Origin of the sequence: Thermus sp. NEB1569, assembly GCF_022385295.1 — a bacterium.
GTDB classification, from domain to species: Bacteria; Deinococcota; Deinococci; order Deinococcales; family Thermaceae; genus Thermus; species Thermus scotoductus.
The window spans coordinates 474,576-488,035 of record NZ_CP092445.1; the positions used below are offsets into that span (position 1 = coordinate 474,576).

Below are 13,460 nucleotides of genomic sequence, written 5' to 3' on the forward strand. Positions count from 1 at the left end.
CTGGCCTCGAGGTTCCTGACCCTAAGCTGACCTGGCCTTGGGTAGACTGAACCCTGGAGGTCGGGTATGTATAAGCGGCGCGAGGTATTGAAGGCAGGAGCAGCTTTAGGTTTGGCGGGCCTGGGCTTGGGGCGGGCCCAGGGAGGGTTCACCCTCACCCTGGTGCACACCAACGATACCCACGCTCACCTGGAGCCCATGGAGCTCACCCTTTCCGGCAAGAAGGTGAGGGTGGGGGGTGTGGCCCAGCGGATCACCTTCTTTGACCGGCTTAGGGCCAGCCGGAAAAACCTCCTCTTCCTGGACGCCGGGGATGTTTTCCAGGGCACCCTGTACTTCAACCAGTACCGGGGCCTGGCGGACCGGTTTTTCATGCACCGGGCCCTTTACCGGGTCATGGCCCTGGGCAACCACGAGTTCGACCTGGGGCCGGGGCCCTTGGCGGAGTTTCTGAAGGGGGCCCGCTTTAAGGTGGTTTCCGCCAACGTGGGGGTGGAGCGGGAGCCCAGGCTCAAGGGGCTTTTTGCCCCCTATGCCGTGGTGCCGGTGGGCGGGGAAAAGGTGGGGGTGATCGGCCTCACTACCCCGGACACCCGGGAGATCGCCAACCCCGGGCCCACCGTGGACTTCCTGGATCCCTATGAAACCGCCCAGAAGGCGGTGTACGAGCTGCTGAAAAAGGGGGTGAATAAGATCGTGGTCCTCTCCCACCTGGGCTACGGGGAGGACCTGAAGCTGGCCAGGAGGCTCGTGGGCGTGCAGGTGATCGTGGGTGGCCACTCCCACACCCTTTTGGGGAGCTTTCCCCACAAGGAGCTCGCCCCGGCGGGGCCCTACCCCACGGTGGTGAAGAACCCGGAGGGCAAGGACGTGTTGGTGGTGCAGGCCTGGGAGTGGGGGAAGGTGGTGGGTCTCTTGGAGGTCACCTTTGACGCCAAGGGGGAGCTCCTTGCCTACAAAGGCGAGCCCATCCTCATGACCCCCGAGGTTTCCCCCGAGGACTTCTTCGCCAAGGAGGCCCTTCTGGCCTACGCCCAGCCGGTCATGGCCCTGATGGGGCAGGTGATCGCCCAGGCCAAGGTGGACCTCATCGGCGAAAGGGCCATCGTGCGCAAGCGGGAGAGCAACCTGGGCAACCTCATCGCCGACGGTATGGTTTGGAAGACCCGGAATGCCGGGGTGCAGATCGCCCTGCAAAACGGCGGGGGGATCCGCACCACCATCCCCAAGGGCCCCATCACCGTGGGGAAGGTCTACGAGGTTTTACCCTTTGGCAACACCCTGGTGGTGATGGACCTAAAGGGCAGGGAGATCAAGGCGGCCCTGGAGAACGGGGTTTCCCAGTGGGAGCAGGGTGCGGGCCGCTTCCTTCAGGTTTCCGGCCTGCGCTACGCCTTTGACCTCTCCAGGGCCCCGGGGGACCGGGTGGTGCGGGTGGAGGTGAAGACGGAGAAGGGCTATGTGCCCCTGGACCTCGAGGCCACCTACCGGGTGGTGGTGAACAACTTCATCGCCAACGGCGGAGACGGCTTCACCGTGCTCAAGGAGGCCCAGGGATACCGGGTGGACACCGGCTTCAGCGATGCGGAAAGCTTCATGGACTACCTCAAGGAGCTTAAGGAGGTGGAGGCGGGCCTCGAGGGGCGGATTGAGGTGCTGAACGAGCCCAAAGGCGAAAGGCCCGCCTACTGGGCCTTTGGGCTTCCGGTAGGGGTTGGCGTTTGATGCCAGCGTAAGGGACCGGGGCCCTGGGGACTTCTCCAGGGCCCCTTGGCTTAGGGTCAAGCTACACGGCTACCAGGACCTGCACAGGGTCGCCCACCCGGACCGTGCCCCCCTCGAGGACCCGGGCGTAAAGCCCCCGGCCCTCGTAGAGGAGCTTGGGAAGCCTGAGGTCAAACTGGGAGAGGCTGGAGCAGACTGTGCACACGTAGGAGAACTCCAAAAGGGCCTCCCCCACCCTTAACCGGGTACCTGGGGGAAACCCATGGGGATCCAGGTCCAAAAGGAGGTTCTCCCCCAAGGCCCCGAGGGGAAGCTCAATGCCCGCCCCTTTGGCCTTCTCGTAGGCGGGAAGCCCCGCCACCAGGACGGCCCGGTCGGGGTCCTTACCCGCATGCCGGTCCCCTTTGGCCCCGAAGTCCGCCAGCAGTTCCAAGACCTCCACCCGGGGTATACCGGGGTTATGATGAGTCCCATGCTCAAGGGTGAAGGCCCGGGTCCCCTTCCCCCTCTCCTGCAGCAGTACGTGGAGCTAAGGGACCGCTACCCCGACTACCTCCTCCTCTTCCAGGTGGGGGACTTCTACGAGTGCTTCGGGGAGGACGCAGAGCGCCTCGCCCGTGCCCTTGGCCTCGTCCTCACCCACAAGACCAGCAAGGACTTCACCACCCCCATGGCGGGGATTCCCCTAAGGGCCTTTGACGCCTATGCGGAAAGGCTTTTGAAAATGGGTTTCCGGTTGGCGGTGGCGGACCAGGTGGAGCCCGCAGAAGAGGCCGAGGGCCTGGTGCGGCGGGAGGTAACCCAGCTCCTCACCCCCGGCACCCTGGTGCAGGAAACCCTTCTTTCCAAGGAAGCCAACTACCTGGCGGCCATCGCCACCGGGGATGGTTTCGGGGTGGCCTTTCTGGACGTGTCCACCGGGGAGTTCAAGGGCACCTTGCTTAAGAGCAAAAGCGCCCTCTACGACGAGCTATTCCGCCACCGGCCCGCCGAGGTGCTTCTGGCCCCGGAGCTCCGGGAAAACCGGGATTTTGTGGAGGAATTCCAGAAGCGATTTCCGGTGATGCTTTCCGAGGCGGCTTTTGAGCCGATGGGTGAGGGTCCTTTGGCCCTGCGTCGGGCCCAGGGAGCCCTGCTGCGTTACGCGGAATGGACCCAGGGAGGAAGTTTCTCCCCTAGGCCTTTCCGCCTCTACGACCCCGGGGCCTTCATGCACCTGCCCGAGGCCACGTTAAGGGCCCTCGAGGTCTTCGAGCCCATCCGGGGCCAGGACACCCTCTTCGGCGTTCTGGACGAAACCCGCACCGCTTTTGGCCGCAGGTTGTTGCAAAGCTGGCTCCGCCATCCCTTGCTGGAGGCGGGTCCCCTGGAGGCCAGGCTGGACCGGGTAGAGCGCTTTGTAAGGGAAGGGGCCCTGCGGGAAGGGGTGAGGCGGCTCCTCTTCCGCCTGGCGGACCTGGAAAGGCTGGCCACCCGGCTGGAGATGGGGCGGGCATCCCCACGGGACCTGGGCTCCTTGCGCCGGAGCCTGGAGATCCTGCCCGAGCTCCGGGCCCTCTTGGGGGAAGAGGTGGTCCTTCCCGACCTGGGTTCCCTTCTGGAGGAGTTGAGGGCGGCCTTGGAGGAGGAACTGCCCCTCAAGCTCTCCGAGGGAGGGCTGATCCGCCAGGGCTATGATCCTCATCTGGATGCCCTGCGGCAGGCCCACCGGGAGGGGGTGGCCTATTTCCTGGAGCTGGAGGAGCGGGAGAAGGCCAGAACCGGCATCCCTACCTTGAAGGTGGGCTATAACGCCGTCTTTGGCTACTACCTGGAGGTTACCCGACCCTACTACGAAAGGGTTCCCCCGGAGTACAAGGCCATCCAGACCCTGAAGGATCGGCAGCGCTACACCCTGCCGGAGATCAAGGAGAGGGAAAGGGAGCTCTACCGCCTCGAGGCCCAGATCCGCCGCCGGGAGGAGGAGGTCTTCCTGGAGCTCAGGGAGAAGGCCAGGAAGGAGGCGGAGGCCCTCAGGGAGGCGGCCAGGGTCCTGGCGGAGCTGGACGTCTATGCCGCCTTGGCGGAGGTGGCGGTGCGCTACGGCTACGTGAGGCCCCGTTTTGGCGATCGGCTTCAGATCCGCGGGGGGCGCCACCCGGTGGTGGAGCGGCGCACCAGCTTTGTCCCCAACGACCTGGAGATGGCCCACGAGCTCGTCTTGGTCACCGGGCCCAACATGGCGGGGAAGAGCACCTACCTGCGTCAGACGGCCCTCATCGCCCTTCTGGCCCAGATTGGAAGCTTTGTGCCCGCAGAGGAGGCCATCCTCCCCCTCTTCGACCGGATCCTTACCCGGATCGGGGCCTCCGATGACCTGGCAGGGGGGCGGAGCACCTTCATGGTGGAAATGGAGGAGGTGGCCCTGATCCTCAAGGAAGCCACGGAGAGAAGCCTGGTCCTTCTGGACGAGGTGGGCCGCGGGACGAGCTCCTTGGACGGGGTGGCCATCGCCACCGCCGTGGCCGAGGCCCTTCACGAAAGGCGGTGCTACACCCTTTTCGCCACCCACTACTTTGAGCTGACCGCCCTGCCCCTCTCCCGGCTCAAAAACCTGCACGTGGCCGCCAAGGAGGAGGAAGGAGGCCTGACCTTCTACCACCAGGTGCTGCCCGGCCCGGCCTCCAAGAGCTACGGGGTGGAGGTGGCCAGGATGGCGGGGCTTCCCAAGGAGGTGGTGGAACGGGCCAAGGCCCTCCTCCAGGTCCTCACCGCCCGCAGGGAGGGAGCGGCGGAGGCAGTACTGGAGAGGCTCATCTCCCTGGATCCCAACACCCTGACCCCCCTCGAGGCCCTCTGCCTCCTGCATGAGCTCAAGGCCTTGGCCCTGGGGGCTCCCCTGGATACCATAAAGGGGTGATCCGCCCGCTTCCTGAGGAGCTCCGGGGGCTCCTGGCCCGGGGCGAGGTGCTCTTTTCCCTCAGAGATGTGGTGCGGGAGCTTTTGGAAAACGCCCTGGACGCAGGGGCCAAGAGGGTGCGGGTGGAGCTTTACGGCGGGGGACGGGAGCGTGCTTTCCCGGAGGGAAACACCTGGCGTGCTTTCCCGGAGGGAAACACCTGGCGTGCTTTCCCGGAGGGAAACACCTGGAGGATCGTGGTGGAGGACGATGGCCAGGGAATCCCCTTGGCCGAGCTTCCCTTGGCGGTGGAACCCTTCGCCACCAGCAAGCTTCTGGACCCCGGGAGGATCACCGCCTTGGGCTTTCGCGGCCAGGCCCTTTACGCTCTAAGGCAGGCCGCCCTTCTCAGGATCCGCTCCCGGCCCCGCTTTCAGGTGGGTGGGGGGCTTCTTCTGGCCCAGGGGGAGCGGGTGGAGGTTAGGGAGGTGGCGGCCCCCCCGGGGACCCGGGTGGAGGTGGTGGGGTGGGAAGGGGAAGGCTCGGAGCGGGAGGTGGCGGAACTGTTAAGGCGCTATCTCCTCCATTATCCCTGGCTTTCCCTGGCCTTTTTCGCAGAGGGGGAGGCCCGGCTCCTCTTCCCGGGTGCGGGGCTTAAGGAGGCGGCCCGGCTGGCCTTCGGCCGGGTCCTGGCGGAAAGGCTCTTGCCCGTGGAGCGGGAAGCCGGGGGCATGCGGCTTCAGGGCTTGCTTTCCGGACCCCAGGCCTCCCGCACGCGGCCCGACCTTCTCTTCCTGGCCATCAACGGCCGCCCCGTGGCCTGGCCGGAGGGTTTGCTGAAGACCGTGCGCCGGGCTTACCGGGAGCTTCTTCCCGAGGGGCATTTCCCCGTGGGCGTCCTGAACCTCACCCTGCCCCTCGAGGCCTTCCGGTTGCGGCTGGATGCCAGGAAGGAGGAGGTGGCGGTCTTGGAGGAGGCGGAGGCCTTTGTGGAGGAAGGTCTGAGGGAGGCCTTCCAAAGGCATAATCTGGCCCGTAGCCTCCCCGAACCCAGGCCCCTCATGCCCTTAAGCCCGCCCACCCCTTCAGGGCTTCCCCCTTTGCGGTACCTGGGGCAGTTCCGGGGCAGCTACCTTCTGGCGGAGGCGGGGGACACCCTTTACGTGGTGGACCAGCACGCTGCCCACGAACGGGTGATCTACGAGGAATTTCTGAGGCGCCTTAAGGAGGAGGGCCTGAAGGCCCTGCCCTATCCGGTTTTGGTGGAGCTTTCCCCCCTCGAGGAAAGCCTTTTGCCGGAGAGGAAGGAGGTTTTGGCTTCCCTCTTTGCCCTCGAGGCCTTTGGTCCAGGCAGGGTCAGGCTCCTGGCGGCCCCTTCCTTCCTCCATCCCTATCCCCTCCTCCTTCCGGAGATCTTCCGCGAGGCCCTGAGGGGAGAGGGGAAAAGCCTCACGGAGCTTCTGGCCCGCCTGGCCTGCCTGCCGGCGGTGAAGGCAGGGCACCCCCTGTCCCGGACCGAGGGCCAGGTCCTCCTGGACGCCCTCCTCCAGTGCCAAACCCCCTGGGTCTGCCCTCACGGCCGGCCCACCCTGCTGGCCCTTAAGGAGGAGGACCTCATCCGGCGCTTTGGCCGCCGCTCTGGGGCGAGGGCAGGAGAAGAATCCCGTCCTCGTCGGCCAGAAGAAGGTCTCCCGGAAGAACCCTGGCCCAGGGGAGGTTAAGGGGTACGTCCACCTCTCCCAGGCCCTCCTTGGCGCTTTTCCTGGGAGTGGCCGCCAGGGCCAGGATGCCGATGGGCACTTCCTTGAGCTCCCCGGTATCCCGCACGGCCCCGTGGATCACCACCCCGGCCCAGCCCCGCTCCCAGGCCAGCCGGGCCAGGTTGCCCCCCAAAAGGGCGGTCTTCAGGGAGCCTCCCCCGTCCACCACCAGCACCTGGCCTCCGCCTTCCTCCTCCAGCACCCTTCGCACTAGGGCGTTGTCCTGGAAGACCTTCAGGGTGCGCACCCGCCCTTGGAAGCGGGTCTTGCCGCCGAAGCTCCTGAAGACCATGGGCAGGGTTTCCGCCTCCGGGTGGGCGTCCGAAAGGTCGGTGGTCCGCCAGTCCATGGGGATATAGTAGCGCCTATGGAAGAGGCGCGGCTCCTCATCACCTGCCCGGACCGGCCCGGGATCGTGGCCGCGGTTTCCGGGTTCCTGTACGCCCATGGGGCCAACATCACCGATTTGCAGCAGTATTCCACCGATCCCGAAGGGGGAACCTTTTTCATGCGCCTGGCCTTCACCACCCCCCACCTGGACCTTTCCCGCCCTGCCCTGGAAAGGGCCTTCCAGGACGTGGTGGCAAGCCGCTTCCAGATGGAGTGGCGCCTGACCTATGCCTCGGAAAAAAAGCGGGTGGCCATTTTAGTCTCCAAGCCGGCCCACGCCCTTTTGGAACTCCTTTGGCGCTACAGGGTGGGGGAGCTTTCCATGGACCTCCGGATGGTGATCTCCAACCACCCCCATCACCAGGAGGAGGTGGAGCGCTTCGGTATCCCCTACCATTTTGTTCCCGTGGAAAAGGGGCGCAAGGAGGAGGCTGAGGAGAGGATCCTGGCCCTTCTCCAGGAGGAAGGGGTGGAGCTACTGGTCCTGGCCCGGTACATGCAGATCCTCTCCCCCGGTTTCGTGGCCCGCTACCCCATGCGCATCATCAACATCCACCACTCCTTTTTGCCCGCCTTTGCCGGGGCCGACCCCTACCGCCAGGCCCACGAGCGGGGGGTGAAGCTCATCGGGGCCACCGCCCATTACGTCACCGAGGAGCTGGACCAAGGGCCCATCATCGAGCAGGACGTGGTGCGGGTATCCCACCGCCACACGGTGGCGGAGATGCGGCGGCTTGGGCAGGAGCTGGAGCGCACGGTCCTGGCCCGGGCGGTACGCTGGCACCTGGAAGACCGCATCCTGGTCCACGGCAATAAGACCGTGGTCTTTGTTTAACCTAGGTCTAACCGGGAAGGCGTAAGGTAAAGCCCGGGAGGTGGTGCATGAACCTTGGTCGGTCCTTTTTGGGTTTTCTGGTCCTTGCCCTAATGGCGGGGGCGGTGCTCTGGTGGGGGTTAAGCAACGGCCAGACCCAGCGCACCCAGCCCCAACCTTCCTCCGATACGGGGCTTTTGGAATACGAGCGCAACACCGTGGAGATCGTGGAACGCTACGGGGACGGGGTGGTATACGTCTCCGTGGTCACCCGGCCGCAAAGCGTTCAGCTCCCTCCGGGTTTTGAGTTCTTCGCCCCCTTCCTCCAGATGCCTCCCCAGCAGGGAACGGGCTCCGGCTTTGTCATTGACAAAGAAGGGTACATCCTCACCAACTACCACGTGGTGGAGGGGGCGAGCCGCATCACCATCAAGTTTCACAACGACCCCAAGGAGTACCAAGCCCGCCTGGTGGGGGCGGCCCCGCCTTTGGATCTGGCCCTCCTCAAGGTGAACGCCCCTAAGGAGAAGCTTGTCCCCCTGGTTTTGGGGGACTCGGATCGGATCCGGGTGGGGCAGAAGGCCATCGCCATGGGAAACCCCTTTGGGTTGGAGTTCACTGTGACCCAGGGGATCGTCTCCGCCATCCGGGAAAACCCCGGGGCCATCGGGGATGAGTCGGGCCTGGTGCCCCAGGTGATCCAGACGGATGCCGCCATCAACCCCGGCAACTCCGGGGGGCCCCTTTTGAACTCCCGGGGGGAGGTGATAGGAATCAACACCGCCATCTTCACCCCCACGGGCCAGTTCGGGGCCGCCCAGTTCGCCGGGGTGGGGTTTGCCCTGCCCATCAACCTGGTGAAGCAGTACCTTCCCGAGCTGAAGGCGGGGAAGACCCTGACCGCGGAGGAGATCGTCAGGAGCCGTCCCCGGCTTGGCGTGTCCCTCATCCCCCTTTCCATCTACCCGGAGAAGCTACGCCAGCAGTACGGGCTTCCCGCCTCCGGCCTCATGGTCCAGGAGGTGGAGCGGAATAGCCCTGCCGCCCGGGCGGGCTTAAGGGCCCCAAGCCGGTTTGCCTACATCCAACTTCCCACGGGGGAGACCCTGCAGGTGGGGGTGGACGGGGATGTGCTCCTGAAGGCCGACGGTGTGCCTTTGACCTCCATCGCCCAGCTTCGCCAAGTGCTCTACGGCAAGAAGCCGGGAGAGGCAGTGGTCCTCGAGGTCTGGCGCCAGGGCCGCACCCTTACCCTGAAGGTAGTCCCCCAGATCCTCCGTTAAGGGGGCCAGAGGAGGCGGAGGCGAAGGCACCCCTTTTCCACGCGGAACCAGGTGCTTCCCAGCTTTAAGGCCAGGCCCACCTCGGAGCAGTAGGCCAGGGTTTTCCGCCTCTCCCTGGCCAGGGACTGATTCCAGGAGTATTCTCCGGCGGTGTAGTAGGCTTCCGTTTCCGGGTCGGTGTAGGCCCGGAAGTCCTGGAGGCGGAAGAGGGGGCGAAACTCCAAGAGGACGGGCCTTCCCGTCACCGAGTTCACGAACTCTACCCTCACCTCCTCCCAGGGGAAGAGGGCCAGGTAGGTTTTCCGGCCACCTTCCTCTACCTCCACCACCCGCACCAGAAAGAGGGCAAGAAGAAAGAGCCAAAGGGCCCAACTCCGAAGGAGCTGAGCCCAGGCCAACCTCCTTAGGGTCCTTCCCTCTGGCATCCCTTGGAGGGTTCTACCTCAGGGCCCCGGCTTCCCGGAAGTAGCGCAGGGCCCCCTCGTGGTAGGGGATGGTGCCCCCCACCAAGCGGACGGCGTTTTCCAGGGTGGTGCCCCGGGCGGCGGCCACCGCCTGGCGCAGGGTGGCCAGGTTCTCAAAGGTGGCCTTGGTGAGGGCGTAGGCGGCCTCCTCGGGGAGGCTTGACGGGCATACGAAGAGGTTCCAGAAGGTGAGGGTGGGGGTATCGGCCCGGGTTCCGTAGACCGCCTTGGGGATCACCCCAGGGCCGGCGAGGCCGGGGAAGCGCTTCTGGAAGGTCTGCACCACGGTGCTCTTGGGATCCAAGGGCACCAGGTGGATCCTCTGCCCCTTCCGGGCCAGGGCGGCGGAAAGCTCGGTGATGGCCCCGGTGGGGAGGCCTCCCGACCAGAAGAAGGCATCGATGTTGCCCTCGGCTAAGGCGTTGGCGCTTTCCTGGGCCCCCAGGCGCTCCTGCTTGGCGAAGTCCTTGGGGGAGATCCCGGCGGCCTGCAGGACCAGCAAGGCCTCCACCTCCGTGCCCGAGCCCGGGGCCCCGGTGGATACCCGCTTGCCCTTGAGGTCCTGCACCACCCGGATGCCGGTGCCCTCCCGGGTTACGATGTGCAGGAAGTTGGGGTACATGGCGAAGAGGATGCGCACGCTTTTGGCGGGTTTCTCCTTAAAGCGATCGTGCTGGCCGGTGTAGGCCAAATAGGCGGAATCGGGCAACACGGTGCCGCAGTAGTAGGTGCCCCCGCCTGTGCGGTTTTCCAAAAGGAGCAGGTTGTCAATGGAAGCCGCGGTCTGGATGGCCTGGGCCTCGGCTACCCCGGCTTTGCTCCAGATCTCCGCCAGGGTGGTGCCGTAGTAGAAGTACACCCCCCCCACACCCCCGGTGGCGATCACCACCTTGGGCTTCTGGGCAAGACCCAAACCCGCCAAGGCCAAGAGGATCAACAGGGCTCTCTTCATAGCCTTACCTCCTTTCCTTCGGCCTTACCCTAAGGCTTCCCGCGCGCTCCCGTCAACCCTTTGCGGAAGAAGGGAAGCCCGAGCAGGAAGGCTGCCAGGTTCAGGGGTCCGTAGGGCGCGAAGAGGAAAACCGCAAGGATGCCCAAAGCCCAGGCTTCCCAGCGCGCCAGGGGCCTGCGGGTATACCCCGCGGCGGAGGCGGAAAGGTAGACGATGCCGATGGCCACGGAGAAGAAGCGCTCCAGGATCATGCCCCAGGCCTCGCCGGGAGGGGAGTTCTCCAACACGGGCACGATGAGGAGGGCGGTGCCCGAGTAGGAGAGCAGGAAGAAAAAGCCTACCAGATATTTGGCGAGGGCTACCCGGGCGGCATAGACCCCGGTGACCAGGGGGTTGGTGCCGAAGACGCTGGCTGCGGCGTAGGCGGAAAGGGCCACGGGCGGGGTTACATCGGCCAGGACCGCATAGTAGAAGAGGAACATGTGGGTGGCGAGGATGGCGGCGGAGTCGGGGATGCCGTTTTGCTTGGCCAGGGCGATGATGGCCGGGGCGGTGAGGGCCGAGGTGAGCACGTAGGTGGCGGTGGGGGGCACTCCCATGCCCAGGATCAGGCTGAAGATGGCGGTGATGAGGGTGGCGAGGAGGAGGCTTTCCCCCGATACCTGCTGGAGAAGCTGGCTGAACTTGGAGGGAAGGCCGCTAATCACCATCATGGCGAAGATGAGGTTGGCGGCGGTCACGGCTGTGCCGATGGGGAGCAGGGTGCGGAAGCCCTCGGAAAGCCCCTGGAAGATGGGAGCCAGGTTCTTAGGCCTCAGGGTGGGGTCCAGATAAGTGAGGAGGATGAAGAAGAGGAGGGCCAGGCTGGCGGCGGTGCGCACCTCGTAGCCCATGTAGAGCATGGCGATGATGAGGAGGATCGGCAAAAAGAGGGTGCTATAGCGAAGGATATAGGCCCTTCGGCTCATGCCCAGCTCCGCTCCCACGGGGGGCAGGCCCGCCTTTCGGGAGTAGAACTCGTTGAAGGCCAAAACGGCGGTTAGGTAAAGCAAGGCCGGCCCCAGGGCCATGATGATCACCTTCAGGTAGGAGATCTGTAGGATTTCCACCATGATGAAGGCGATGGAGCCCATGACCGGGGGGGTGATGAGGGCAATGGTGCCCGCGGTGGCCACCAGGCCTGCTGCCACCAGGCGATCGTAGTTGGCCCTTTCGTAAAGGGGCTTAGTGAGGGCGGCCACAAACTGGGTGTCCGCGGCCCCGGAGCCGGAAAACATTCCCATGAACACGCTGGCCAGGCCGGTAACCCGTCCAGGGGTGGCGGGATGCTTGCCCACCAGGGCTAAGGCCAGGTTGGCCACCACCTTCCCCAGGCCCAAGGCCCCGATCATGCCGGAAAGCAAGGTGAAGTAGACCAGGTACTTGGCGGAGACCCCGGTGATGAGCCCGTAGATGCCGGCCTCGGTTTCGTTGAAGGTTTTGCCCAGTAGGAGGTCTATTCCCTGGCGGTTTCCCCTGAAGGCCCCGGGGAAGAGGTCAGCATAGAGGTTGTAGCTGAAGAAGAAGAGGACCAATACAGGCATCACCGGACCCAGAAGGCGGTAGACCAGGCCCAGGACCAGCATGATGAGCCCGAAGGACATGGCCATGTCCCAAGGCTCGGGAAGCACCGCCCGGTAGACCAGCTCCTCAAAGAAGCGGAGCTGGTAGAGGGTGGGGAAGAGGGCCAGGAGAACCGCTAGAAGGTCGGCAGGCGGTTTTAAGCGCGGGAGGATTGCAGGCAGGGCTGCCACCCCCCAGTACAGGAGGCCCACCGCCTTGGCCTCCCACGGCAGGTTTACCCCGGGCACGCTGGGAAAGAGGAAGTTGTAGAGGGGGATCAAGGTGAAGGCGAAGTACACCCAGGCCCCTAGGGTGCGCTTCCTTGGGAGGTAGAAGGAAACGAGATACCCCCCAAGAAGGAGAAAGAGGACGTGGGTGCTTCGCTGAAGCTGGACGATGTCCAGGATGGGGATTTCGGCCTTGGCCAAGGGGGTGAAGGGATGAAGGACCAGATACAGGCTGTAAAGAGCTCCCAGGATTAGGATCCAGTGGGTCAGCCGGGCCAGAGGGGTGGATGGAGTCTTGGGATGTTCTAGCTCCATGGTTTCCTCCAAAAAAGCCCGGGGCCTGGAGGGTTCCAGGGCACCCGGGCTAAGGCATGGCTTACTTGACGAGGCCTTTCTCCTTCAGGTACCGCTCGGCTCCCGGGTGGAAGGGGATGGGGAGCTTCCCGTAAAGCCTGGCGGTGGCCTCGAGGCTGGTGTCCTTGGCGGCGGCCACGGCGGTGCGGAGGGTATCCAGGTTCTCGAAGACGGCCTTCATGATGGCATAGCCGGCCTCCGCGGGCAGGGTGTCCGGGCAGACCACGATGTTGCCGGTGACCAGCCCCGGCACGTCGGTGCGGGTGTTATAGACGTTCTTGGGCACCTTGTAGGGATCCACCAGGCCCGGGAACCTCTTCATGACCACCTGGGCGGTGGTGCTCTTGGGGTCGATGGGCACCAGGTAGATGCGGTCCCCTTTGCGGGCGAGGGTCTGGGAGAGCTCCACGATGGAGCTGGTGGGCACGCCTCCCACCCAGAAGAAGGCGTCCAGGGTGCCCTCGGCCAGGGCCTTGGCTCCCTCCGCCACCGGAAGGCGTTCCCGCTTGGCAAAGCTTTCCGGCTTTATCCCGGCCCCCTGCAGCACCAGAAGGGCGAGGTTCTCGGTGCTGGAGCCGGGCTGGCCCGTGGAGACCCGCTTGCCCTTCAGGTCCTGGACCACCTTGATGCCGGTCTTTTCCGTGGTCACGATGTGGATGAAGGAGGGGTACATGTAGAAAAGGACCCGCTGGTTTTTGGCTGGCTTGTCCTTAAAGCGAGGCTCCTCCCCGGTATAGGCCAGGTAGGCGGAGTCGGTGGTGGTGAGGGCGCAGTAGTAAGTGTTACCCGAGGTTCGGTCCCGCAGGAGTTGCAGGTTGTCGTAGGACCCCCCGGTCTGCACCGGCTGGGCCTCCGCCACCCCGGCCTTGTTGAGAATGTCGGCCACGGCGGTGCCGTAGTAGAAGAATACGCCTCCGGTACTCCCGGTACCTATCACCACCTTGGGCTTCTGCGCCAGGCCAAGGCTTAGGGCTACCAGACCGATGAGGATAAGGACTCTCTTCATGGTCG

General features: G+C 65.0%; 11 protein-coding genes. 5 read left to right on the forward strand and 6 right to left on the reverse strand.

The annotated features are described in order from the left end of the window. Positions 1–66: 66 nt before the first annotated feature. The gene (locus MI302_RS03125) at positions 67–1,725 is read left to right on the forward strand and encodes a bifunctional UDP-sugar hydrolase/5'-nucleotidase (RefSeq protein WP_239726175.1); all 1,659 of its coding nucleotides are present in this window, start codon (positions 67–69) and stop codon (positions 1,723–1,725) included. 61 nt (positions 1,726–1,786) lie between these two features. Here the strand turns inward: MI302_RS03125 and MI302_RS03130 are convergent, their stop codons facing one another. Continuing rightward, positions 1,787–2,176 (reverse strand): MOSC domain-containing protein, encoded by a 390-nt coding sequence (locus tag MI302_RS03130; RefSeq protein WP_126170402.1) that lies wholly within the window; start codon positions 2,174–2,176, stop codon positions 1,787–1,789. A 12-nt stretch (positions 2,177–2,188) separates the two neighbouring features. Here MI302_RS03130 and mutS point away from each other — a divergent pair, with 12 nt between their 5' ends. Together mutS and MI302_RS03140 are read left to right on the forward strand one after the other, a co-directional pair. Further along, positions 2,189–4,624, forward strand: coding sequence for a DNA mismatch repair protein MutS (gene mutS / locus MI302_RS03135; RefSeq protein ID WP_239726496.1), 2,436 nt, complete (start codon positions 2,189–2,191; stop codon positions 4,622–4,624). Then, on the forward strand, positions 4,621–6,324 hold the full coding sequence (locus tag MI302_RS03140) for an ATP-binding protein (protein ID WP_239726176.1): 1,704 nt from the start codon (positions 4,621–4,623) through the stop codon (positions 6,322–6,324). Before mutS ends, MI302_RS03140 begins: the two co-directional genes overlap by 4 nt. Here MI302_RS03140 and rraA read toward each other — a convergent pair. Continuing rightward, on the reverse strand, positions 6,218–6,712 hold the full coding sequence (gene rraA, locus MI302_RS03145) for a ribonuclease E activity regulator RraA (protein WP_038032373.1): 495 nt from the start codon (positions 6,710–6,712) through the stop codon (positions 6,218–6,220). The two genes, MI302_RS03140 and rraA, sit on opposite strands and share 107 nt — an antisense overlap. Before the next feature lie 18 nt (positions 6,713–6,730). Between rraA and purU the strand changes: the two genes are divergently transcribed. Both purU and MI302_RS03155 read left to right on the forward strand, forming a co-directional pair. Then, positions 6,731–7,588 carry a formyltetrahydrofolate deformylase gene (gene purU, locus MI302_RS03150; RefSeq protein WP_239726177.1) on the forward strand — a complete coding sequence of 286 codons (858 nt, stop codon included), beginning with the start codon at positions 6,731–6,733 and terminating at the stop codon, positions 7,586–7,588. Between the two features lie 47 nt (positions 7,589–7,635). Continuing rightward, entirely contained in the window at positions 7,636–8,850 is a 1,215-nt protein-coding gene (locus MI302_RS03155; RefSeq protein WP_239726178.1) for a S1C family serine protease, read from the forward strand. On the opposite strand, the gene MI302_RS03160 is transcribed toward MI302_RS03155, so the two are convergent. From MI302_RS03160 to MI302_RS03175, 4 genes are all read right to left on the reverse strand, one after another. After that, positions 8,847–9,248, reverse strand: coding sequence for a hypothetical protein (locus MI302_RS03160; RefSeq protein ID WP_370687359.1), 402 nt, complete (start codon positions 9,246–9,248; stop codon positions 8,847–8,849). The two genes, MI302_RS03155 and MI302_RS03160, sit on opposite strands and share 4 nt — an antisense overlap. A 40-nt stretch (positions 9,249–9,288) precedes the next feature. After that, positions 9,289–10,266, reverse strand: a complete 978-nt coding sequence (locus MI302_RS03165; RefSeq protein ID WP_239726180.1) for a TAXI family TRAP transporter solute-binding subunit — start codon at positions 10,264–10,266, stop codon at positions 9,289–9,291. A gap of 29 nt (positions 10,267–10,295) precedes the next feature. After that, a complete protein-coding gene (locus MI302_RS03170; RefSeq protein WP_239726181.1) occupies positions 10,296–12,410 on the reverse strand; it encodes a TRAP transporter fused permease subunit in 2,115 nt (704 codons plus the stop codon). A gap of 61 nt (positions 12,411–12,471) precedes the next feature. Continuing rightward, entirely contained in the window at positions 12,472–13,455 is a 984-nt protein-coding gene (locus MI302_RS03175; RefSeq protein ID WP_239726182.1) for a TAXI family TRAP transporter solute-binding subunit, read from the reverse strand. Positions 13,456–13,460 lie beyond the last annotated feature (5 nt).